Source organism: Sinomicrobium oceani, from assembly GCF_900119185.1.
Classification (GTDB): domain Bacteria; phylum Bacteroidota; class Bacteroidia; order Flavobacteriales; family Flavobacteriaceae; genus Sinomicrobium; species Sinomicrobium oceani.
On record NZ_FPJE01000002.1, the window covers coordinates 153,175 to 176,766 of the forward strand.

A 23,592-nucleotide genomic window follows, 5' to 3' on the forward strand; every position below is an offset into this window, starting at 1 on the left:
CAGAAATAAGCATCTGTCAACAGCTCTTATCATTATAAGTATGAATAATCAAAAATTGATATGGTTTTTTACAGGATAGCATCATGGTAAAATTTAGGGCAAAAAGATATTTCTACTATTCCATAATAACCAGGTTACCGTTCAGTGGATAACTTTGTTTTCCGCTGGTACTGATCACCGTACTTCTGAACTCTGCAAAATCATAAGTTCCGGGTTTGGCATCCTCAGGTAGTCTTACTGTAATGCTCGTTTCGGTAAAATCTTCGATAATCAGTGGCTGATAACCTACGGAGGAATCAAAAAGATTAAAGAGACTTACCCCCTTTAAAAATCTTATATCAGCCCCGTTAATCGTAAAACTTTCTCCTTTTTGCAGATTTAAATTCTGATCGATCCCCGATATGGATAGGTTGCGGTATCCTACCTGCAGCGTATCGTATTCCTGGGCCACATATACCCGTCTCGCACCGTGTTCGAGACGAACGCGGTAAAAGGCCGTATCTACGGTAGCGGGTATTCGTGTGGCAATAGTCTGTCCGTTAGGACGAAGTACGGGGTCCGGGAGTTCGTATTCCCGTTCTCCGCCGATTTCTTCCAGAAATACGCTGACGCTCAGCCCGGGATTAAAATAATCTCCGTTAAGCGCCAGCCCGCTCCCCTGGATCAGGGAATAGCTGTTGAGCCTGAATACGGGCGGATGCTGCAAATCGATAACTTTTAGAGTATATACCCTGGAGTCACCGTTTTCTGCTGTCACGGTATAGACGGTATCGTCCAGAAACGGAATACTGTCTCCTATAAGCGGAGTCACCGTCGCCTTTTCCGGAATGCGAAGAAGGGGTGCGGTTTTTTCCGGTTTTTCCTTCCATATCGGCCAGTACACGATGATACTGTCCGTAGTCAGGGCAGCTTTTATAGTATCCTTATTAATCTGGTCGATCACGGAAAATGCCTTGAGATAATTGTCCGTCCGGACCTGTATGGTATCGGTATACCGGGTTTCATAAACATCATTGTATTCCGTGTCGCAGGAACTTGTGAGAACAATACTCAATATTATGCTCAGCACAACGCTACTTTCTTTCAGGTAAGGGATCATGTTTCTTCGGTTAGATGATAAAACAACAGAGAGAGACCGCACCAGCTACGGTCTCTCCCCGTCCAGATTTTAAATTATTCGCTACAGATACTCAGGCATTCCCAGCTAAAGGTAATCTCGCTGTCATATACACCCGGGCTAACCTCGATAGGGGTTACATCTATATCTTTAATGCGATAGGCAATGGTAGCATTGGCAGGCAGGGTACAGGAGTCTGTTGTGCTGCATTCTTTCCAGATCAGAATATCGCGGATAACCTGTACGTTTGCCGTAGAAGGATACAAATAATATCCCAGCCCGTAATCTCCCAGGCTTGTTCCGTATGCAAAACCATCTGCTCCTATGACTTCTTCATAAGGGGTGGCAGGACTATATGCCGGAACAGTCGGGGCTCCGGGGTTATCACAACGCTGCTCGAAGCTGGCGTCCGCAATTAAGGTACAGAAATCGGTACTGGTAATTCCCGCGTCTATCGTACCGAGGGTCCAGCCACTCTGTCCGTTGACATTTACACGGAAAAAGGAACCGAACTGACCTTCATTCTGCAAGACAAGACCATTCTCACACAACACGGTCTGCAGCGTTCCCCAGGTACCATACTGGCCGATATCACGGCCACTCAGATCTTTGTCAAAATAAACGGTCTCTGTCCCGCTTCCGCAACAATCGCAATCGGTATCAACCAGGAAAGTCGCATTGGCAGTTGATAATTCGGGGGTGTCGATCTCCGCTTCCTGTTGCTCACAACCGGTCATAGACAATATGAGGAAAGCGAAAAACGCTGTAGTCAGCATACCTGCGGACCTGGTACCCGGTACCGTATGCTTTCTGTTGATATAGGATTTAATAGTTAAAGTTTTCATGGTTTATAAGTATTGTGTTCCCCTTTATTTTTTTGGCAGGGAACGGCGTTAGACTTGATTTTTTTCCGGTGATGGCTTGCCACGAGGCATACCAAGGTCACCGACTAAGGTGATGCTCTGATTGTCTCCATACGGTTATAGATTAAGTATTAATAAAAGGCTGACCTGTACGATCGTGATTCGAGGGCTGTTTTATCTATCGCAGATTAATCGGGTTTTCCATACGCCTTGTCAGCGCGTAGCTGGTGATTTCAATCCAATATAAGCCCGGTTCCACATCGATACAGGAAAGATAAATCTGTCTGGAAGTCGGAGGTGTCTGGGCCTCACCCATGGTATAGACCCGTTCTCCTGCTTCATTGGTCAGGTATCCCCTGGTAATGGCGTAGTTGCCCAGTATATTAGTTCCGGTAACCCGTATATAAGATTCTTTGGCACTGAAACTTACCGGGGAGTCCGGGTTCCTGCTCAGTTCGTTCAGGGAAAAATCTTCCTGTTGTATTACGATATCCACGGTATATGTGGCTTTTAAGCCTTCCGCAGAAGTCACCTCATATACAAACGGTTCTTCCTCAAAAACCGGGACAGGTACATCGGCATCGGGACTGATTGTAGTACCTTCGGGGAGTTTTATTTCTGCCTGTATCACCCCCAGTTCGTAATAGGCCGGCAGGTATACGGTAATAGTACCGGTACTGTCGTCTATGGCACTGTATATGGTATAATCATCGTTTACATTACCTATACGGTATTCCAGGATGCGATTGTCCTGAACGGAACTTATGGTATCGTACCATGTTTCTTCCGTAATGATCAGGTTATCCTCTTCCCTGGTACACCCAGCGCTGCACAAAAGCAGTAGTGCACACATAGAACAAAGTAATGTCATACCTATGTGTCCCTGTTCTTTCCGGACCCCGGTATATGGTGTTATCGAGTAATCGTTTTTCATATCATCTGTTTTGTTGGACATGTCTTCGGCTTATCTGATCTCAAATGTTTCACTGTCCCCGGGTACAAGAACATATTCGAAGGTAAAATACGGGTACGTGCTGTTGCGCATCATATTTTCCGGATCAGAGATATCTTTATAGACACTGATCATCTTTATCTTGGCATAATATCCTTTGGCTGTTTTAACCACCAGGGTTCTCACAAGATTTTTCCCGTTATTCAGGGTCAGCGGGTTCCCTAACGCATAGGCCACATGTTGCTTTTCATAGCTTGCATCGGCAACAATTTCTCCGCCCCAGTCATACAGGGCCCATCCCAGTCCGTTTCCGAAAGCGCCGTTTTCATCGAGGGAAACCCTGTACCGGAACTGGCTCTCGTCGGGGATATCCGTGACCTCTTCAAAAGAACGGTCGGTAATGTAGATGGCTCCTACTCCCGTGGCCCCGTAACCCAGGCTGGAACGTACCGAACCGTTATTGACATCGATATCGGAATTGGCTATACCGGAAAACGAAAGGTCCCACAGATTGCTCTTCTGGTACGATGCCTTGACACCTTCCTTATTTTCCAGTGAGAAATAGATCGCAGCTCTTTTACCGTCTACCGGACCGTCATATTCCGTGTCTCCTGCAAAGTTTTCTACCCGATGCAGTTTATAGAACATGCCGTTATCCACAGCAGTGGTATCCTCCACCGGGTCAGGGTCAGGATCCGGTCCCGGACCGTCATCGCTACCGCCACACGCCATAAACCACAAGGGCAGACTACAGGCCAGCAGTATCAACGAAAATCTGTTTAACCAGGTTGAAATGGTGTACATTACATTCATAATTATTGTGCTTATCTTGTTTTCAGGTTCTTGGTTCCATCTTCCTGTACATGGTAGCGAAAGGTAAAATAAGGTGCAGGCCAGTTCATATTGGTCACTTCGGGCGGATTACCCTGGTAAGCATTGATCAGTTCCAGTTTGGCATACAGACCGTCCGGCAACCGGATAACGTAAGTGCGGTTTTTTATGGGAATCATGATATGGGTATCCAGACTGTAGAAGAACCAACCTACCTCATACTGGTCAGAGGCCCATCCGATCTTGTTGATGGTACTGCTTTCGAACGTTTCGTCAGACGGGGCCTCGTCGACTTCATCATAGGGTTTTTCCACCAATATGATCGCACTGTCTGCAGGGCCTCCAAAACCAGGATTAAACTCATAGCTTCCTTTATTGACAAAAACTTCACTATTGTAGGGCCCTGTAAAGGCCAGGTCCCATTCAAGGGTCTTCATCCAGCGGGCGGAGTCGGCTTCATTACGCAACCAGATCTGCTTCTGATCGCTCAGCCGGAACAAAAAGGTATGGAATCCCTGCCTGGTCTTACCATCCACCTCTTCTCCCATAGCGCCATTGGTGTCGCCCGGAAGATCCCGGATCACCGTACTGATCCCGTCATCGATAGTAGTTTCCCCCACCGTATCGTCATTGCCGGAACAGGAAGTTAAAATGCAGACCATAAGTCCCCAAAAAACAGATCTTCTATGTATTGCAGCTATCAGCTTCATAATACCCGGATTTAGCACCTTATAAGGTTTGGTTTTTATTTGTAATTAATCTAAATAAATGATGTTGCAATATTACTCATATCCCTTTACAGATGATTTGTGCAATCCGTTCTTTGTTTTGTGCGATCCGTTTTATTTTTTGTGCAATCCGTTTTTTTAATCCTCTTGATAGCGGGCAAGTCAGGTCCAAATATGAAAAAACAAATCACGTAAAACTCTTATAACAAACACTTTAAAACCCGAACAACTATTAAAACCCAAACGCTGTTTTTTAAGCAATCCGTTTTATACACTCCGTTTACTATTTGTATTTAGATTGATTAAGTACTTTTTTTGTACTTCGAAAACAGCCTTGATCCCGGCCAAAAACACAAATAAAAAACATTATGCTATTCATCCGTTTTCCGAGTATTACTGTCACCATATCGATATTTTTATGTATCATGTCCGCCAACGCTCAACCACACCGTATTATCACCCTCGGAGGGGCTATTACAGAAACGGTGGCTGCACTGGGGCTGGAAGATCGTATTGTTGCTGTTGATGTCACCAGCGAATACCCGGAATCGATAAAAAAACTTCCCAAAGTAAGCAAGAACCGTTCGGTCTCTGCGGAAGGTCTGATGGCATTTCGCCCCGATCTCGTTTTGGCTCCCTATGGTGATGTACCCTATAGTGTGGTTCAGGCGCTTAAAGGAGCGGGAATACCTTTTGTTGCCATAAAACAGGATTTTTCGGCAAGAGGAGCCCTGGCATTTATACGGGATGTGGGAAAAGCGCTCGGTATGAAAGACCAGGCATCGCAACTCGCTACAGAAACCGAAAGACGTATCGAAGAGGTTTTACAAACCGTGGAAGCGTCTGATAAAAGGCCGACGGTACTGTTTATCTACGCCCGGGGTACAGGCACCATGACGGTAGCAGGCAAAGGCAGTAATATGGATGCCCTGATCCGACTGGCAGGAGGCCGTAACGCTATCCGGGAGTTCAATGCCTTTAAGACTTATACTACCGAAGCCCTGGTGCATGCCAATCCCGATATAATTCTCCTGTTCGATTTCGGTATGGAAAGTCTCGGAGGCCGTAAAGGAGTTCTCGGTATGCCGGGTGTGGCTTTTACCAACGCCGGAAAGCATCAACGGATCGTGGCCCTCGACGGGCCGCTTATGATCAGTTTTTCCACCCGGCTCGACGAGGCCATACTACGGGTACATCAGGAGTTCATAAAAACGAGGGAATAACATTATGGATAAAAAAAATGGTATTTACGTAGTTTTCACTGCAGCCCTTTTTCTGGCGATCCTCCTGTCTATGGGTATGGGGGCCATGACCATATCAATTACGGATATGCTGCATATCCTTGCCAAATCACTGGGACTTTCTATCGGGACAGCTACGGACGATCTGGCTGAAAACGTACTGCTGTATGTGCGAATGCCAAGGGTATTACTTGGTGTACTGGTCGGGGCAGCCCTGGGAATATCCGGTGCGGCGGTACAAGGGATTTTTCGTAATCCCCTGGCCGAACCGGGACTTATAGGGATCTCGGCGGGCGCTTCCCTGTTTGCCGCCCTTGTTATTGGTATGGAATCGGTTTTGCTGGTTTCCTTAGGGCAGTTTCTGGGGTTCTACCTGCTGGCTTTCGCTGCATTTGCAGGGGCGGGAATTGCAGCTATACTGGTATACCGATTCTCCAGGACGGATGGCAAACCCAATATAGCTACCATGTTACTTGCCGGTATTGCTATCAATGCCCTGGCAGGAGCCCTGACCGGACTGATCTCTTATCTCGCTGACGAACAGCAGCTCCGCACCATTACGTTCTGGATGCTGGGCAGTCTGGGCGGAGCCAATTGGAATATCGTATTGGGTATCCTCCCTTTTGTCCTGATTCCGGTAGTGGTTCTTCCGCTCTTTGGCAAGGGACTTAACCTGTTCTCCATCGGAGAGCACCAGGCCGAACAGGCCGGGGCAGATCCGGGAAAGATCAAGAATACCGTAATCATCCTGTCTACCCTGGCAGTGGGTGCCTGTGTATCGGTGAGCGGGATCATCGGCTTTGTAGGATTGCTGGTGCCACATATCGTACGCCTACTCGGTGGAGTGGATCACAGGTTTGTCCTGCCCGCCTCAGCACTGCTCGGCGCCCTTGTGCTTACGGTTTCGGATATGCTGGCCCGTATTATCGCCGCACCTCTCGAACTCCCTATAGGAGTTATCACGGCACTATTAGGAACTCCGGCCTTCCTGTACATACTCTACAGGGACAAAAAGAAAATAACACCATAAACCATCAAAACCAAAAAGACATGTTAAGGGTAGAGTCCGTCAGCTATCAAATAAACGGCAGGTATTTATTAAAGGATATTTCCTTTAGTATCAGAAAGGGTGAAATCGCAGCCATACTCGGTGCTAACGGAGCCGGAAAATCAACCCTGATGAAGATCCTTTGCCGGGAAAAAAAGCCTACCGAAGGACGCGTGGTGTACGACGGGAAAGACCTGAATACCTATACGGCACGGGAACTGTCTGCAAAGCGTGCTACCCTGTACCAGCAGAATACCGTGAGCATGGCATTTACCGTGGCGGAGATCGTTATGATGGGAAGGTATAACAGCAAGCACGGAGACCACCGGTCCGACAGCACGGCGCTCTCCGAAACCATGGAAATATGCGGTGTCAGCCACCTGGCCGAACGCTCCATGCTCACATTGTCCGGAGGAGAACAGCAACGGGTGCACCTGGCGCGGGTACTGGCCCAGGTATGGGATAATAAAAACGCATTGTTACTACTGGACGAACCCGTTTCCAACATGGATATGCGCTACCAGCACCAGACGCTTGCCATTGCCAATGCCCTGGCCAAAAGAGGATATATGATTGTCTGTGTGCTACACGAAATTAACCTGGCTGCCCAGTATGCCGACCGTATCATTATGCTCAAAGGAGGGCGGAAATGGTGGGACGGCGCTCCGGAGGAAGTACTGACCACACGGAATATCTATACGGCTTTCGGATTGCACACTTCCGTGCAGACCGATCCTGCTACCCTGATCACCCGGGTAACGCCGAGCAGTATAAAATATGATGCCGCAGCATTCAATTCTAACCTGTCCGAAATTTTTAACCGGCAATCACTGAAAGAACGTTTTATTGCTTACCGCGACCAATATCCTGCCAGACCCCTGTGGCATATTGCCGATACACTGGGGGTAAGCGAAGCTGATCTTGTTTTGCTCGGGCTCGAAGAAAACGTTACCATATTATCTGCCCGGCCAGATGCTATCCTCAAAGCTATCGGGGAAATGGGACTGGTACAAGGTATGACCCGGAATGTCCATTGTCATATCTGTTGTACCGGGGTGTACCGCGATTTCTTTAAGGAGGAAAACACCAGCTGTTTTCAGGGCGAAGACACCCGTTTGAAAATCTCGACGGAACAATGTAAAATAATCCTTGCCGTGGAAGCCCAGGGAAAAGAAAGCCTGCAGTTCTTCACTGCAAGCGGGCAGGCTATCCATAAAATTTTCCTGACCGATGCGGGTAACCGGAACGCCTTTTTAGAGCTACTCGACACCTATAAGCAACATCTCCCTCACCGGCCCGAAATCGAAAAGAAAAAACATCCCCCCGTAAAAGAGCGACGTGATGCCGAAATCAATATCATGGCCTTTCATGAAGCGTGGAATACCCTAACAAGAGCAGAAGAATTTTCCCAATTGGTAACGCGTTTCCGGCTGACTCCCATGCAGGCACTTCGGCTGGCCCCTCCCCGAAGGGCTATGCAGGTGAGCCTGGAGGTTTTCCGTCGTACCATCACACAATGCCTGTCGGACCGAATCCCTGTCGCTATCACTACAGGAAATGAAAATTGCCAACAGGAAAGCACAGGACAATTACACGATATATACCAAAAAGACCAGTGGCTGGAAATCACACAATCCAACGGAAGCAATACGGTACTCAACCAAGATGCGGTTCACAGTGTATGGCATGTTATACGACCCGTACATAATACCTGCACGGATACGCTGGAACTCTATGATACCACAGGACAAATGATTGTACAGTTCTCGGGAGTACACCATTCGGAAAATCCCGAAACCTGGAAAAAGATACTCGGCAATACGACGATATAAGCAGCAAACCCGCCTGCAACAATAGCTTGCCCCTGTCCATTTTCAGGTCCTTACCCCACTTGGAGGAAAACCATAATAGCGCTTAAAGGCGTTCGTAAAACTGGCCTGGTGCTTAAACCCTACCGAAGTGGCTACTTCATACATATTGTTTTTGCGCTCTTCGACGATCAGTCTTTTAGCCTCTACCATACGAAGCCGGGTAATAAAATCGTAAATCGTTGTTCCGAAATAACGTTTGAAGCCTGTTCTTAACTTGGATTCGTTGATAGCGGCCATCCGCGATAACTCCCTTTGGGTCGGTGGCGATATATAGTGCTGTTCCAGGAATTCGCGAACATACTCCAGCTTGGAAACATCTTCATCCTGCAAAAGGTTTTTCTCATCTTTCAGAAACTGGCTGAACTGCTCCAGTTGATACATGATCAGTTCCATAACCCGGGCATCGGTAAACATGCGTTTCAGATCTCCATCCTGTTTACATTCCCGTATACCGTCGATGGATTTCCGCATCTCCGGGGTCACATAAAGATCCTCCCCGATAAACGAAGCCGGAGTGCCCTTGTCTATTTCTCCTATGAAATTCTCGTGTATGGGAGTGCCCGTATCCACCAGATTAAAATAATAATCCCTCGAAAGTACAATGAGAAAATAAATGTATTCCTGGTCCGGTCTTACTTCATAAAACTGCCTTTGTGCCGGAATATAACGTATATTATGCCGGCTTTGACGATATCTGCTCCCCCTCGAAGCCCCCCCTGTTTTGTCTTTGCAAAAAATAAACTGGCTCGCTATAGCATCTCCGCTTACTTCGGTCTCTATACGTACCGTCTCACTAAAATTCATTTCGGAGTACAGCAGAAAAAGTCCGTTGGTAGACAGTTGGTAGTTTTTCATATGCACAGGAGCGTGCCTGATACTTACCTGCCGTTCGGACAAACGATGGTTCGAAACATATTTTTCCGGAATATCTTCCAGAAAGAGCCACTCGTTATGATTTTCTATCCTTGCTCTGATTAACATGGTCGGGTAAGTTTACAACAGATCATTCGGCTAAACAATTAAAGCAAATATAACACTTTATTTAAAAAGATTCTAAATAATAAACAGCTATTTATCGGAGTCCCGGAAGATCAGTTGTAATAGGGTCTCACTTTTTTCATAATAGGTCACCGCTTCCAGAAGGTTGTCAAATGTAGCACACCCGAGTTGTCGAAGCATATTTTCTATATATGTCGTTATCTTATACACATCCCATGCCGTAGCCGTTGTTTTAATTACGATTTCCGGGGCATATCTCCCGTGACTGTAAAGAGCTGCCCTGAAAGCTCCGGAAATATCCCGGCATAACCGAAAATCATCGGATATCCCTCCATTACAGGGATCCGGCCACAAACCGGCCTTTGAGATATCCTCCAGTTGCTTTTCTATTGCGGTGCCTACATCGATAAAAGCAAGACGGATCAGGTCGGTTTCCCTGGTTTCCCAGGTAAATATTTCGATCAGTTCTTCTATCCTGCCGGCTGCCATAGCTACCTCCGGGTTTGTTTTCCTGATGTCCTGCCAGGATTTAACACCTTGTTCCATGGCTTTTACCTCGCTGATTCTTTTGGCAAGTATCTTATGAGCTTCGAAATAATCCGATACGGTATGTTCCATAAATACGGGTTTCCTGTTTACAGCGAAGTAAACGACTAAAGTACCTATACACGATCAAATATAGTATATCTTTTTGAGACGTTGTTTTACTTTTCATTTTTACCATAAATAGTAGGAAATTGTCTTACATCATACCGGATGTTTCCCCGTGATCCCTGGAAACTGACATAAAAATCAAAACCCGGAGTACATTACTTCACCCCGGGTTGATTCCAAAAGAAACCGTAGCTAATTCAAATAACCAACCTTTGATAAAATGACATGAGAACAAAAGTTGAATATAGTTTCTTCTGACAACATCAGTTTTACCCTAATACTAACAAAAACTGAACATTATTTTAGAAAACCGGTTTTATCCCCTTACCCCGTGGTATGAACCTCCACGGAAGACAAATACCGTTCGGCTTCCAGTGCAGCCATACACCCGGTCCCGGCCGCCGTAATAGCCTGCCGGTACACATGATCTGCCGCATCCCCACATACAAAAACACCTTCCACACTGGTCTGTGCCGTACCCGGAGTATTAATGATGTACCCTGTTTCATTCAGGCGGATATGCCCTTTAAAAATAGCTGTATTGGGTTTATGCCCTATCGCCACGAAAAACCCGGTTGCCGGTATTTCCGTGGTCTCCCCTGTGTCATTGTTTTTAACACGGACTCCCGTTACCAACTGGCCATCACCCAGAATTTCTTCCGTTTCCGTATTGAATAAAATCTCAATGTTCTTTGTATTCCGGACCCTGGCCTCCATAATGTCGGAAGCCCGGAACTCGTCACGCCTGACCAGCATGGTCACTTTTTTACAGAGTTTTGACAGGTAATGGGCTTCTTCACAGGCCGAGTCGCCTGCTCCCACAATAACAACTTCCTGGTTCCTGTAGAAAAAACCGTCGCATACGGCACAGGCCGAAACACCGCCTCCCGATTCAAGGTATTTTTGCTCGGAAGGCAAGCCCAGGTATTTTGCCAAGGCCCCGGTAGCGATGATCACCGTATCGCAGTGAAGCTCTGTGTCTTCTTCAATCCACACTTTGTGTAGCGGACCGGTAAAATCTACCCGTGTCACCCACCCGTTCCTGATATCCGTTCCGAAACGCTCGGCCTGCTGTTGTAACTGAACCATCAGTTCCGGGCCGGTGATGCCTGCCGGGAACCCGGGAAAATTCTCCACATCGTTGGTGGTTGTTAATTGTCCTCCCGGTTGGGTCCCCTGGTATAGAACAGGGTTCATATTCGCCCTGGCGGCATAGATGGCCGCCGTATATCCTGCGGGCCCTGATCCTATGACAAGGCACGTAATGCGTTCGTTCATCGTATTTTTTTGATTGCTCAATATTATTATTCCTCCCTTCCGGGAGCTATGGTTGTGTTATTTTTTCTATTCGTTTTTTATGAAATATCAAAGATCCCTGCCAAACGTATATTGGGATAAGCGGTACCATTTACAGGTTCAAACTCATTCGTTGCCGGGTTATACCTGTAATCTTTGGACCAGTCTTCCCTGTTCCGGATGATCTCCCTAACAGCCCCGGCGATATATTTTACTTCTCCGGCTTCCATAGTGGGATGCAGGGAAACCCGTACCCAGCCCGGTTTGTGTTCCAGGTTCTTTTCCTCTATCGCTTTCATGACAACCGACGAAGAAGGTTTATCAAGGCCAAACAGGTAATGGGCATAGGTACTGGCACAGGACCAGCCTCCCCGGACCTGGATACCGAAACGGTCATTTAACAGGCGGACCACCAGGTTGTAATGCATTCCCTCAATATTAAAGGCAATACACCCGATACGTTGAGCCTGGCAATCTCCAAGATAGTTGATCCCTGGTGTGTCCTCCAGTGCCTTGTAAAACAATTGAAGCAGTTCTTCTTCCTTTACCGCCATCAGGTCGGGGTTCATCTTTTCCTTGAGCCTGATGGCCAGTGCGGCTTTTATGGTTTGTAAAATCCCGGGAGTTCCCCCGTCCTCTTTTACTTCTATATCCTCAAAATACGCATAGCCGCCCCAGGGATCGGTCCACTTTACGTTACCGCCCCCGGGGTGGTCAGGCACCTCATTCCGGTACAGTCTTTTATTGAAGACAAGCACACCACAGGCTCCGGGACCGCCCAGGAACTTATGCGGGGAAAAGAAGATGGCATCCAGTTGTTCGTCTTTGTTTTCCGGGTGCATGTCCATATGAACATAAGGGGCCGAGGCGGCAAAATCGATAAAACACAGTCCGTCATGGGCATGCATGGTTTTAGCCAGCGTTTTGTAATCCACGATCTCCCCGGTGACATTGGAGCATGCGGTAAAGGAGCCTATTTTCAGTTTACGGTCTTTGTATTTTTCCAGCAGGCTTTCCAAATGTCCTGCCTCCGGCTTTAAGTTTTTATCCGGCGGGACAATAACAACATCGGCATGGGTTTCCAGCCACGATACCTGGTTGGAATGATGTTCCATATGGCTTATAAACACTACCGGCTTTTCTCCGGAACCCCGGTACTGGTATTTCCGGAGTCCCATGATCCGTTGCAGGCAGGCCAGCGCCCCGGTCATTCCCGAACCTGTAGTCACTAAAATATCATCTTCATGAGCATGAACATGCTCTTTAATTATTCTACGCGCTTCTTTATAGATATGGGTCGTGATTTTCCCGGTTTCACTCGAAAAGGAATGGGTGTTGGCAAAGAACGGCGCCACTTCTTCTACAATCTTCTTTTCTATCGGCCCGTATAACCTTCCGGTGGCAACCCAGTCGGCATATAATACCTTTTGACGGCCGTAGGGGGAGTCAAAAGTTTGATGCCCGCCGATAATATGTGTTTTAAAACTTTTAAAATTACAGTCGGTCTCCATGTCCTGGTCATCCGTTTTTATAAATTCAACGCTGATTTACTGTCGTACTTTCTTCCTGCCCCGGTCGTTTATATTCCCGGAAATACAGCGAATAATCCGCAGTTTTAATTCTGCGGGACCAATACGCCCTCAACAACATCAGCATTTTTACGCATCAGACCTGCTGTTTTTTTTATAGCTGCCGGGGTTATGGCATTAACGGCATGGATATAATCGTCCAGGGTATGGATATCCCTGCCGTAAAAAACATGGGACGTCAGTACATTCATCCAGTAACTATTAGTGTTAACAGCTTCTTTACGCGCCTTGATCATCGATTCTTTAACCTCTTTGAAATCCTCGGTATCTATGGTATCCGAAAGTTTATCCACCTGGTCATACACCACCTTCACCAACCGGTCCACCATATCCGGGTTACAATCAAAACCTACCGATATGGTATATTGTGCTTCGGGGATATCATTTAACAGGGCCCGGGCACCAACACCATAGCTTCCGCCTTCTTCTTCCCGGATCACATCATGACAAGCCTTTTGCAGCAATTGCCCGACCATACCTACCTTTAAACGATGCTCAAAACTGTAAGCCATTTTTCCTTTGAAAATCATATTGACCGTGGCCTGTGGCGTTTCCATAGCTTCCACAACCCTTAACGCGGTCTTACCTTCAGCAGGTCCGTAATGGTGATCTACATATTTTTCCGTGCGCTTGTCCGGTTTTATATTCCCGATATATTTCTGAGCCAGTTTTAACAACTGCGCTTCATCGATATCACCTACAAAGACAAAGGTAAAATCATCAATCCCCCGAAACCGGTCGGTATAGATATTCTCTAATTTTTCAAAAGCTATCCGGTCCAGGAATCCGCGATTGAATACCAGCGTTCTTGCGTGATGTGCGGTCAGGGCCAGGGACATGGAATCCTGTAAAATACTCTTTTTATATTTTTGTCTCTGCTCCAGGTTTTTGGTAAAACTTTCCATCGCCAGGTCGTAAGCTTCCCGGTCAAACCGCGGGGCCTCGAAACTGAGGTATATCTTTTGGAACAATACTTCGATATCGGATTTGGTGCTGTTCCCGGACAGGGATTCCGACAACTCGTCTATGGAAAGTTCCAAAGCGGTGTCCGTACCGGCCAGCTTTTTTTCCAGTGCTATTTTATCGAAGCTTCCCAACCCGGACTGCGAGGCTATATAAGTCGCTACATCCGCAGAAGGTAAGAGGTCCCGGTCCAGCAGGGAACTTCCTCCCGGGCTATAGGCCTGCATATAGATCCTGTCTTTATCATGCGGAGTCGGGTAAACAATGATTTTAGCCCCGTTGCCCAGTGTATAACGGCGGGCATCCAGCCCGGTGATCTCCGTGGTCTTTACTACCGGCTGTTCCTTAAGATCGGCAGCGATCAAAGGCTGGTCGTCCGTGGTATCCGTATAGGGACTCAACTCCTGTGCATTGACTTTCTCAAAACGCTTTATGAATTCGTCTTTGGCCGGGTGTGTATGTTCGGAGGAACCTTTGAGGGCTATTACGATATCCTCTTCCTTGTATATTGTACGCATATAGGCCAGGATATCCGCATTGGTAATCGTTTCCAGGTGATCTACCGTATAGTTCACCTCCCGCATGACGTCCGGTAAAGGGTTGCGGATAAAGAAATGCTCGTAAATCTGCTGTGCATAACGGTCACTGCTGATCTTGTCTTTATTCTTCAGATAGGAAAGGCTACTGTTTTTGATGGACAGTTTTGCCCTTTGCAATTCACCCTCCGTAGCCCCGTGCCTTACAAACCGCAGGAGTTCAGTCAGGGCAAATTCGAAACTCTCCGGTTCCTTGTCGGTCTTGGGCTGAATATACAGGCCCAGAATATCCAGCGGCCTGATAAAATTCGAACAGGAATAACGGACCGATAATGCCGGGCAGTCTTTCTTTACGGTCTGTTCCTTGTACCTGTTGTTCAGGATATACGAGACCACATTTTTCAGTATCTCATGATCCAGGTAATCATATCCCTTTCGTTTTTTGGCCTTGTTCCGTACGATAAATTCGATACTTGTACTTCCGATCTCCTTATCCAGCGATGCTATAAAGTTGATATCCCCATCTAAAGAAACATCAAAGTCCTTTCGCTCCGGCAGGTCCTTTTTAAGGGGGATAGACGAAAAGACCTTTTTGATCTTCGATTCCATGGCATCCACATCGATATCCCCCGTTACAATAACCGCCTGCTGATCGGGACGGTACCAGCGTTTGTAATAGTCCCGAAGTTCGTCGTATTTAAAATTGTTGACCACATCCATAAGCCCGATGGGCATACGTTCGGCATAGACCGAGCCCTGCATTACCCCTTCGGTCCATACCTTTTCCGAGACCCGGAAACCGGGGGTGTTGCGTGTTCGCCATTCTTCGTTGATCACTCCCCTTTCGGCATCGATCTCCTGCTCCGTCAGGGAAAGGGAACCCGACCAGTCGTGCAGCACCAGCAGGGTGGAATCCAGCAGTTTTTCGTTGGTCACCGGCACCTTACTGATGTTGTATACGGTTTCATCAAAAGAGGTAAAGGCATTGATCTCACTCCCGAACTTTATGCCGTTCTTTTCCAGGTATTCCAGCATCTTCTTCTGAGGAAAATGCTCCAAGCCGTTAAAGGCCATATGTTCCAGAAAATGGGCCAGCCCTCTTTGGGATTCCTTTTCGAGGACAGATCCCACATTCTGGGCAAAGTAGAAGGAAGCCCTTTCTTTGGGTTCTTCATTGTGTTTGATATAATAGGTCATCCCGTTGGTCAAAACCCCATGACGGATGGATGGATCAAATGGAACTTCTTCCTTGGTCTGGGCATTCGTATTCAAGCAAATACCCGCTAACAAAAACAAGCTTAGGGTTTTTAATATTTTCATGCGTTTATTTTTATTGTTTTCCGATGGTCATGCTTTGATAGACTCAGCACAGGAATGGAACCTTTGACGATCAAAATAATCCTTAATATACATAGGAAAATAATTATTTTGATCATGCCGGCTTCATGTGTTCTTTTTAATTTTTATATGACTCCAAAATCCCTAAATGGGTGGAAAGGTTTTATCATTTATTTTTAAAAAGACCGGGTAATTGCAACTCCCCCTATTATTATAATACACCAGCCAGGTTAAAACGTCCCGATATTTTAAGTTGAAATCTTCAAAATATTTATTTTGTTCCTGAAATTCCTTTTTTCAGCCAGTTGTAATAGGTTTCCGTATCCGTATATTGCTGGGGTGGTCCCAGCAGTTCCATATCCGGGGTTATGATGATATAATACGGTTGTGATGCCGTATGGAAGTTGATCGCCTGGAAGGTGGCCCATTTCTCTCCTATGGTCCGGATCTGTTTTACCCGGCCCGATTCCAGTTGGTAATTGAATTGCTTGTCTTCCGGGAGCTCCTTGCGATCGTCCACATAAAGGGAGATCAGTACATAATTGTCCCGGAGCTGTTCGTACACTTTGGGTACGCTCCATACGTTCTCTTCCATCTTACGACAGTTCACACAGGCCCACCCGGTAAAATCCAGCAATATGGGCTTGTTATGTGCTTTGGCATATTCCAGTCCTTCTTCAAAATCCTTAAAGCAGTTCAGTCCCAGCGGGCAGTCGTTCTCCTGTGCTGCTACACTGTAGAACACAGGTGGGGGAAAGCCGCTTAGAAGCTTTAAATGTCCCCCGAAAATTCCCGAGATCAGGTAGACCACAAAAGCAGCGACCAGTACAGCGGTACTTACCCTTAAGACCCCAAGCTTCTTTAGCGGGCCGTCATGCGGAAACCTTATCTTCCCGAAAAGGTAAAGGGCCATCAATCCGAAGATCACGATCCAGATCCCTATAAAGACCTCTCGTTTAAGCAGCCCCCAGTGTTCTACCAGGTCGGCATTGGAAAGGAACTTAAACGCCAGGGCAAGTTCGAGAAAGCCCAGAATCACTTTAACCGTGGTCATCCACCCTCCCGATCTCGGTAACGAATTCAGCCAGTTGGGAAATAGCGCAAAGAGGCCAAAAGGCAGGGCCAGGGCAAAACCAAAACCTGTAATCCCTGCGGTAAGCTGGGTAGCCCCGCCTTCGGCCGTCAGTGACCCTACCAGTAAAGACCCGAGAATCGGCCCTGTACAGGAAAACGATACGATAGCCAGTGTAAGTGCCATAAAAAATATACCGATCACTCCTCCCGTACCCGAAGCCGAGTCCATCTTATTGCCCCAGGAACTCGGCAGGGTGAGTTCGTAATACCCGAAAAAGGAAAAGGCAAAAAAGACGAAAATAACAAAGAAGGCGATGTTCAGCCAAACGTTCGTGGAAATCGTATTCAATATCTCCGGGTCCAGGCTATCCAGAAAATGAAAGGGCAGGCTCAGCAATACATAGATCAGTACTATAAAAGTACCGTAAAGTATGGCATTGGATATCCCTTTCTTACGTGTTCCGGACTGTTTGGTAAAAAAAGATACGGTTAGCGGGATCATGGGGAAAACACAGGGGGTCAGCAGGGCCAGAAGCCCCCCGAGGAAGCCCAATACAAAAATCGCCACAAGGCTGTTCCCTCCTGCCTGTTCCCGGTCTTCACCTTTTAAAAGTTCCGGGTTCTTCAGGTCCAGTTTTAGTTTGCGGGACAGTAAGGCGCTCCTCCCGTCCACTTCAAGCTGTTTTACTTCCGCCTTTCCCCCATCCAATGCAAAGGCCAGGTCGGCATTGTCAAAAATACAACGCTGGTCGTCACAGGCCTGGAACTCCACATGTGCCCTAATTGTTTTTCTACCGGGTTGCAGGAGTTTTATCTTTTGCGTGAAGGTGGCGTTCATATCAAAAAACGAGAGTTCCATATCAAAAACCGGGTCGTGTTCGGTTACCGGGTCACTTTCTTTTGTGTCTCCCACCAGTTCAAAATCCTCTCCGGCACCTTCAAAGGTAAATACCGTGGGCAAGGCCCCGCCTTCGGGAAGGTTCTGGGAATACAAATGCCAATGAGGTTCAATAGAGGCATTAAAAATTAAATGATACTCCGTTTCGGAAAGTTTTTCTGTACGAACCTGCCATCTTACGGGTTCTGCAACCTGTCCGTGGCCTATGGTAAAACCAAGCAGAAAAACAATATACAGGGCTATATTCTTCATTGTAAATTACGTTTTAATATATCATAGGGAGACAGGAAACTTCCTGCCGGCAGGACCAAACCGCTATGGGTCTGAAGTCTCTATTTTAACAAGGGATGAAATTGATTGTTTGGTTACTGCGTTATTGGGGTAACAACCCAATATTGTTCACTCCTTAACTAAAGATTTATACCCGTGTATTCGTGATTAAAATGTATACGGACTACAATTGCCCGGGAACACGGTTTTAAGCGACAAACCGAAACTAATACACAGCTATTTCCCGAACAGCTCTTCCAGTTTTTTATCGAGTTCTTCTTCGTGAAGGTTTTTAGCGATAATCCGGCCCTCCTTATCCAGTAAGTAAGTCGTAGGCAAAAACGGAACGGCATACAGCGTCGAAACATCCGAAGGGAATCCTTCCCTGGAGAACGTGTCCACCACATGGACCCAGGTGGTCTGGTCTTCTTCAATGGCTTTGTTCCAGGCATCGTGATCGCTGTCTGTGGATACGGCCAGGACTTCAAATCCGTCGTCTTTGTACTTTGCATATAATTCCTTTAAGTGCGGATACGATGCCCTGCAAGGTTTACACCAGCTGGCCCAGAAATCGATCAATACATATTTATCTTTGATGTCTGACAAAGAAAACCCCTCATTTTCCGGGGTTTTAAGGGTAAAATCCGGTGCTTTGACCCCCGGGCGCGTTCTTTTGATCGCCTCGTATTCATCCGCAAAGTACTCGTACATTCTTGTCCCGGTGGCTTTTCCCTGTAAGGTGTCCATGATCATGGTCATTTCCTCAAACGAGAGATTTCTTTCCGAAAAATCAAACCCCAGTAGTACGGGGGCCACGGGCGAGGCATGGTTTTGTTTTAAAAACCCGATCTTTTTTGCCAGAATCCTGCTTTGCATTTCATCACTCAAATCCCGGAGAGATTCCAGTTCTGCGTAGAGCTTTTTGGCCTTTTCCTTTTCACCGTTCCGGGCTGCATTATTATAAGCTATTCCCAGTTCTGTCAGTGCCTTATATTTCTTTTCATCTCTTATCGATGCTACCTCATCGGTAATGGCAGTATAGGTATCGTGAAGTACAGAACCTTTTACCACAGCCTTCACGGAAGATGACATATTACCTTCTTTCTGCTCCGGGTCTATCGTCATTTCTATGGCACTGTTTTCGAGAAAAAGATTAGCAAAATACCTGTTGTTAAAATTCAGCACAACCATATCCGGAGCATCCGTCTTCCCGCTGAACTCAAAGCTACCATTCTCCATATGCGTACTGTCAATGACCGAGGAAGTACGTGTTATGTAATCGTATTTAGTCATTTTCACCACACTGTTATCCCCTCCGGCAACAGTTCCCTTAACCGTATACCCGTCCTTTACTTTTTCTGTACATCCCGTCATCAGCATACCGAATAACAGTAAGCTATATATTATTTTACACCTGGTTTTCATCATTACACGTTTATAATTAAAAATATGTCCGTCTTATTAAAGTATCTCTTCGAGTTTTTGATGAAGTTCATCGCCCCGCAGGTCTTTTGCGATGATCTTTCCTTCCGGGTCCACCAATAACGTACTTGGAATTCCGCGAATGCCGTAATAACCGGAGATCTCGTTCTCAAAGCCTTTCAGGTCGGACACCTGTACCCAGGGAAGGCCGTCTTCTTCTATAGCTTTTTTCCATCTTGCCCCGTCGTCGTCCAGCGACACGCCGAGAACGGTAAAGTTCTTGTCCTTATAGGTGTTATAGGCCTTTAATACATTAGGGTTTTCAGCACGGCACGGTCCGCACCAGCTTGCCCAGAAATCGATAAACACATATTTACCTCTGAAATCGGCAGCACTTACAGGACGGCCTTCTACATCGTTTTGCGTGAAATCGAGGATGGTTTCACCGATAGCACTTCGTTTCAATACATCCAATCGTTCGGTAAGATATTTTCCCATACCGGATTTAAGCACCGATGCATCCAGAAGGCCATAAAGCGGTTTTATGTCTTCATAACTTCCCGTCATTGCCCTGTCCGATACCAGGCTAAGGCTAAACATACTTTCGGGATGCTGTGTAATATAGGCCTTACCTCTTTTTCTTTTTTCACTGCGAATAGCTCCGAGCTTTTTTTGCAGGTCATGCCTTTCTTCTTCACCGGCATCTCCGTATTGCCCGAATATGACCGATTCCCGGTCGGTCAGGTCTTTTAATGTCAGGTAGTATTTATTTGCTTCGTCCTGTAGTTCGGATCCCTTTACATCCAGTTCCTGCAGGGCATCGGAATTTCCGGTGATTTCAATGTTCCCGCTTTCTATAAAAATTTCGACATACCGTTTCGGAAACATCATGGTCACCTTTTGTGGCTCCGGCATATCGGTTTCCCAGGTAAACTGTCCGTTCGTGACCCGGATGGTATCGGTTTTGCGGTCGTCCTTATCCCTGTAGTAGATCAAAACCTGCGTATCTTCCAGGCCTTCGATATGGGCCGATACCCGGGCCTTATGGTCTTTTTCCGAAGCCTTTTGTGCACATCCGACGCATAATACAGCGGATATTGCCATTATAAATAACTGTTTCATATTTTTTATTTGTTTTTCAACGGTCACATGGAACACCCATATTCATGCTTGTTTGTGTTAAAGGAAACTTTATCATGGGTGTTTCATCTGTTTATTTTTAATTTTCAATAATTTCCTGTAGTTGTTCTGAAAATCCTGCATTCCGGATTTTACCATACGATGTGGTTTAGCTCCCGTATTTTTACGGTTTCATCCATACAGATCATTCGGCCTGTAGCTGACAGGCAGGCTTAATTCCACCTCTGATCTTCTATATCCTCAGGAAGTTGCCCTCTTGATCCAATACGCCTATTACCGGTTTTCCGGATAATGCCGACAGGCAGGTTTGTATAGTAGTTATAACACAGAAATACACAAAGATTTACACAGAGGTTCACGAAGATGGTGAATGCTTATTATTCTTCATGCCCGGGAAGTCGATTTATAAAAACTGATTTATTTTCATACCTTTGTAGTTTGGTTAGTTAAAGTTTGCTTTAATTGATCGGATTCAGAGGAATGAAGCTACGCCCGTGGAAAGATGTCAGCTTTGTTCCTTTTTTTATTGAATTCGTTTAAACTTTCCTTAATTGGCTGCAAAATGCCCTTTTTGCCCCACAGATTGTCTTTTTCTCGCAACGTAGCGCTGCTATGTTACTCAAAAAAGCCTGCCTGTGGAACAAAAATTGCTATTTTTCGCTTCTATTAAAAAAGTTTTGAGTTCATTGTATAATAACTGTTTTTTCTTTTACCAGAAATTTTACTTCTCCGGTTCGCTCTATATTCTTTAAAAGCTCGTTTACATTTTCCGAACGACTCAGAAAACCGGAAAAGACCATTTCCTTTTTCTTTTCATCCTCAAATTTCACCTGAAGATCGTACCATCTCGACAATATTCTCATCATTTCTTCCAATGGCATTTTGTCAAACATAAACAACCCGTTCTTCCAGGCAATTTCCATGGCCACATTCACCTCATGTACTTCTATATCTTTGTCTCCGTCCCTGATTTCGGACTGCTGTCCCGGAGACAGCATCTTTTTCATCTCCTCATTGTCTACGGCTACCCGGCCTTCCACCAGTGTAGTAGTTACCCGGTGTTCGTCGCGATATGCCTTTATATTAAATTCCGTCCCCAGTACTTCGACCGTCTGTGCTCCTGTTTTTACTTTGAAAGCCATATTACCGTGTCTGGCAGCGGACGAAACATCCAAATAAGCTTCCCCGTATACCAGTTCCACTTCCCGTGGCCGGTTTTTTGTAAAGTGTACCGGATATTTCAGCCGGGACTCCGAGTTCAGCCATACGCCCGTACTGTCCGGAAGCCGTACAAAAAACTGTCCTCCTCTCGGCACGGTCAGGTAGTTAAAAGCTGCTTCCTCTTCCGCTCCCGGAGAAGCTTTCTCATACACCAGGCTTTTGCCATCGCTCTTTAGCTTTTCCGTAGTGTACTTCTCCCCATTTTCCAAAACAACATTGCTGCCGTCTTCCAAGGTCAATATGGCTCTATCTTCTCCAGGGGGAATTTCGGTAATCCCCTCCATCGCATTTATCACAGGCTTATCAGAAAAGCTGTCATTAAACACAAAGGGCAGGGAAATTAAAAGCAGGATTACGGCTGCGGCTGCATATCTGAGATACACAAGCCGTTGTTTATACTTCGTACGATCTCTTTCTTTCCTGATCACAGAAAGTATCTTTTGCTTGGCTTCTTCCGGTTTATAATCACTCATGAGGTCATCCAGAGCATAGTTAAGTTCTGTAAAAGTCCTGAAGATCCCGTCGTTAACCGGATTTTCGAGATATTCTTCCAATAGTTCCAGTTCTTCGCCGGTAATGGAACGGGTTATATACTTTACAATTAATTCCTCCAATTTTTCCGGGGCCATTTTTATGCTCTTTATTACTGTGACGAAACCGATTTACATTACCACTACTTTTTTACTGCTTTTTTCCCTGAATCACAATTTTGTTTTTCAAAGACCTGGGATTATACAATTATTCCTGTGCCAGGCTTCAAATAATGCCGGTAATTCATCCAGATTTCACGATATATATTTTACATTATGGTTTATTCGCCGAATACTTCCTTCAGTTTGGCATCTGGCGGTTCTTCTTCGCTATCATACCTACCTGCCTATTATGATATCCCACGGATCGATAAGACTCAATCTTGTTCAGGCAAAAGCTTCTGTTTTTTGAACAACAGGAAAAATAAGCTAAGTCACTTGTTTGATTTTTAAGTTTGCTCCACCTATAAAGCATATTTTTTCAACGATCACAAAGGGATATACGTCATAACATATCAACAACTTATAAAAATAAATTGTGTGCAAATCAAAAAGTTTTTTTTTGTGAAATTTTATTATTATATTTAACTATGAATAAATTTCATCTGAATATCAACCACTTGTCATAATCATTCTTATAGCATCATACAGATTTGACAAAATTGAGACATAAGTCCTAAGGTTTTTAAGATAGTCAATTAATGTATTTTAAATACTAATGTTATGAAAAAATTACAAAGTTTAAAAGGCTCTACAGTCTTAAGTAAAGATGAACAAAAATCTATTTATGGAAGTAGTGGTAGTATGGAGTGCGTTCCCGCAGCTCACATATGTCATCATGAGTATCTTCCATGTTGTGAAGGTTTAATATGTATTCCCACTGAGAACGGAGATAGGTGTCTGAATCCGGATTGGGATTGATTGAACGTAAGTACTTTTTTTAAAATCTCTTAGAAATTATATTCTCAAGATATGTCAAGCCCAATATAAACTTTATAGGCCTGACTGACA

17 protein-coding genes are annotated in these 23,592 nt (G+C 45.7%); 3 read left to right on the forward strand and 14 right to left on the reverse strand.

Annotated features, from left to right (window positions below):
• Positions 1 to 115: 115 nt before the first annotated feature.
• The 5 genes from BT112_RS02255 to BT112_RS02275 all read right to left on the reverse strand — a co-directional run bounded on the left by BT112_RS02255 (position 116) and on the right by BT112_RS02275 (position 4,473).
• The gene (locus BT112_RS02255; protein ID WP_072315744.1) at positions 116 to 1,099 is read right to left on the reverse strand and encodes a hypothetical protein; all 984 of its coding nucleotides are present in this window, start codon (positions 1,097 to 1,099) and stop codon (positions 116 to 118) included.
• A gap of 74 nt (positions 1,100 to 1,173) precedes the next feature.
• Positions 1,174 to 1,962, reverse strand: a complete 789-nt coding sequence (locus BT112_RS02260) for a hypothetical protein (protein ID WP_072315745.1) — start codon at positions 1,960 to 1,962, stop codon at positions 1,174 to 1,176.
• A gap of 196 nt (positions 1,963 to 2,158) precedes the next feature.
• Entirely contained in the window at positions 2,159 to 2,914 is a 756-nt protein-coding gene (locus tag BT112_RS02265) for a hypothetical protein (protein WP_139275950.1), read from the reverse strand.
• A 30-nt stretch (positions 2,915 to 2,944) separates the two neighbouring features.
• Positions 2,945 to 3,736, reverse strand: a complete 792-nt coding sequence (locus tag BT112_RS02270; RefSeq protein ID WP_217652316.1) for an HmuY family protein — start codon at positions 3,734 to 3,736, stop codon at positions 2,945 to 2,947.
• Between the two features lie 20 nt (positions 3,737 to 3,756).
• Positions 3,757 to 4,473 (reverse strand): HmuY family protein, encoded by a 717-nt coding sequence (locus BT112_RS02275; RefSeq protein WP_072315748.1) that lies wholly within the window; start codon positions 4,471 to 4,473, stop codon positions 3,757 to 3,759.
• Positions 4,474 to 4,859: 386 nt separating this feature from the next.
• Here BT112_RS02275 and BT112_RS02280 point away from each other — a divergent pair, with 386 nt between their 5' ends.
• Genes BT112_RS02280 through BT112_RS02290 form a run of 3 tightly spaced genes read left to right on the forward strand, consistent with a single transcriptional unit; the run spans position 4,860 to position 8,612 of the window.
• The gene (locus BT112_RS02280; protein WP_072315749.1) at positions 4,860 to 5,714 is read left to right on the forward strand and encodes a heme/hemin ABC transporter substrate-binding protein; all 855 of its coding nucleotides are present in this window, start codon (positions 4,860 to 4,862) and stop codon (positions 5,712 to 5,714) included.
• Between the two features lie 4 nt (positions 5,715 to 5,718).
• The gene (locus BT112_RS02285; RefSeq protein WP_072315750.1) at positions 5,719 to 6,762 is read left to right on the forward strand and encodes a FecCD family ABC transporter permease; all 1,044 of its coding nucleotides are present in this window, start codon (positions 5,719 to 5,721) and stop codon (positions 6,760 to 6,762) included.
• Positions 6,763 to 6,782: 20 nt separating this feature from the next.
• Entirely contained in the window at positions 6,783 to 8,612 is a 1,830-nt protein-coding gene (locus BT112_RS02290; RefSeq protein WP_072315751.1) for a heme ABC transporter ATP-binding protein, read from the forward strand.
• Between the two features lie 42 nt (positions 8,613 to 8,654).
• Here the strand turns inward: BT112_RS02290 and BT112_RS02295 are convergent, their stop codons facing one another.
• The 9 genes from BT112_RS02295 to BT112_RS02335 form a co-directional block, all read right to left on the reverse strand.
• Positions 8,655 to 9,632 (reverse strand): AraC family transcriptional regulator, encoded by a 978-nt coding sequence (locus BT112_RS02295; protein WP_072315752.1) that lies wholly within the window; start codon positions 9,630 to 9,632, stop codon positions 8,655 to 8,657.
• A gap of 87 nt (positions 9,633 to 9,719) precedes the next feature.
• Positions 9,720 to 10,268, reverse strand: coding sequence for a hypothetical protein (locus tag BT112_RS02300; protein WP_072315753.1), 549 nt, complete (start codon positions 10,266 to 10,268; stop codon positions 9,720 to 9,722).
• Positions 10,269 to 10,628: 360 nt separating this feature from the next.
• A complete protein-coding gene (gene trxB / locus BT112_RS02305) occupies positions 10,629 to 11,582 on the reverse strand; it encodes a thioredoxin-disulfide reductase (protein WP_072315754.1) in 954 nt (317 codons plus the stop codon).
• 77 nt (positions 11,583 to 11,659) lie between these two features.
• Positions 11,660 to 13,111 (reverse strand): aminotransferase class V-fold PLP-dependent enzyme, encoded by a 1,452-nt coding sequence (locus BT112_RS02310; protein ID WP_072315755.1) that lies wholly within the window; start codon positions 13,109 to 13,111, stop codon positions 11,660 to 11,662.
• A 104-nt stretch (positions 13,112 to 13,215) separates the two neighbouring features.
• Positions 13,216 to 16,008, reverse strand: a complete 2,793-nt coding sequence (locus tag BT112_RS02315) for a M16 family metallopeptidase (RefSeq protein ID WP_083564738.1) — start codon at positions 16,006 to 16,008, stop codon at positions 13,216 to 13,218.
• A gap of 289 nt (positions 16,009 to 16,297) precedes the next feature.
• The gene (locus BT112_RS02320; protein WP_072315757.1) at positions 16,298 to 18,250 is read right to left on the reverse strand and encodes a protein-disulfide reductase DsbD family protein; all 1,953 of its coding nucleotides are present in this window, start codon (positions 18,248 to 18,250) and stop codon (positions 16,298 to 16,300) included.
• A gap of 255 nt (positions 18,251 to 18,505) precedes the next feature.
• Positions 18,506 to 19,693 carry a TlpA disulfide reductase family protein gene (locus tag BT112_RS02325; protein ID WP_217652317.1) on the reverse strand — a complete coding sequence of 396 codons (1,188 nt, stop codon included), beginning with the start codon at positions 19,691 to 19,693 and terminating at the stop codon, positions 18,506 to 18,508.
• A 36-nt stretch (positions 19,694 to 19,729) separates the two neighbouring features.
• Positions 19,730 to 20,812, reverse strand: a complete 1,083-nt coding sequence (locus BT112_RS02330; RefSeq protein WP_072315759.1) for a TlpA disulfide reductase family protein — start codon at positions 20,810 to 20,812, stop codon at positions 19,730 to 19,732.
• 701 nt (positions 20,813 to 21,513) lie between these two features.
• A complete protein-coding gene (locus tag BT112_RS02335; RefSeq protein WP_217652318.1) occupies positions 21,514 to 22,665 on the reverse strand; it encodes a FecR family protein in 1,152 nt (383 codons plus the stop codon).
• Between the last annotated feature and the right edge of the window lie 927 nt (positions 22,666 to 23,592).

What these genes read in the sequence shown, in the direction of transcription:
- BT112_RS02255 (WP_072315744.1), bottom strand. Translation starts at nt 1,099, where the DNA reads ATGATCCCTTACCTGAAAGAAAGTAGCGTTGTGCTGAGCATAATATTG.
- BT112_RS02260 (WP_072315745.1), bottom strand. Translation starts at nt 1,962, where the DNA reads ATGAAAACTTTAACTATTAAATCCTATATCAACAGAAAGCATACGGTA.
- BT112_RS02265 (WP_139275950.1), bottom strand. Translation starts at nt 2,914, where the DNA reads ATGAAAAACGATTACTCGATAACACCATATACCGGGGTCCGGAAAGAA.
- BT112_RS02270 (WP_217652316.1), bottom strand. Translation starts at nt 3,736, where the DNA reads ATGTACACCATTTCAACCTGGTTAAACAGATTTTCGTTGATACTGCTG.
- BT112_RS02275 (WP_072315748.1), bottom strand. Translation starts at nt 4,473, where the DNA reads ATGAAGCTGATAGCTGCAATACATAGAAGATCTGTTTTTTGGGGACTT.
- BT112_RS02280 (WP_072315749.1), top strand. Translation starts at nt 4,860, where the DNA reads ATGCTATTCATCCGTTTTCCGAGTATTACTGTCACCATATCGATATTT.
- BT112_RS02285 (WP_072315750.1), top strand. Translation starts at nt 5,719, where the DNA reads ATGGATAAAAAAAATGGTATTTACGTAGTTTTCACTGCAGCCCTTTTT.
- BT112_RS02290 (WP_072315751.1), top strand. Translation starts at nt 6,783, where the DNA reads ATGTTAAGGGTAGAGTCCGTCAGCTATCAAATAAACGGCAGGTATTTA.
- BT112_RS02295 (WP_072315752.1), bottom strand. Translation starts at nt 9,632, where the DNA reads ATGTTAATCAGAGCAAGGATAGAAAATCATAACGAGTGGCTCTTTCTG.
- BT112_RS02300 (WP_072315753.1), bottom strand. Translation starts at nt 10,268, where the DNA reads ATGGAACATACCGTATCGGATTATTTCGAAGCTCATAAGATACTTGCC.
- trxB (WP_072315754.1), bottom strand. Translation starts at nt 11,582, where the DNA reads ATGAACGAACGCATTACGTGCCTTGTCATAGGATCAGGGCCCGCAGGA.
- BT112_RS02310 (WP_072315755.1), bottom strand. Translation starts at nt 13,111, where the DNA reads ATGGAGACCGACTGTAATTTTAAAAGTTTTAAAACACATATTATCGGC.
- BT112_RS02315 (WP_083564738.1), bottom strand. Translation starts at nt 16,008, where the DNA reads ATGAAAATATTAAAAACCCTAAGCTTGTTTTTGTTAGCGGGTATTTGC.
- BT112_RS02320 (WP_072315757.1), bottom strand. Translation starts at nt 18,250, where the DNA reads ATGAAGAATATAGCCCTGTATATTGTTTTTCTGCTTGGTTTTACCATA.
- BT112_RS02325 (WP_217652317.1), bottom strand. Translation starts at nt 19,693, where the DNA reads ATGAAAACCAGGTGTAAAATAATATATAGCTTACTGTTATTCGGTATG.
- BT112_RS02330 (WP_072315759.1), bottom strand. Translation starts at nt 20,812, where the DNA reads ATGAAACAGTTATTTATAATGGCAATATCCGCTGTATTATGCGTCGGA.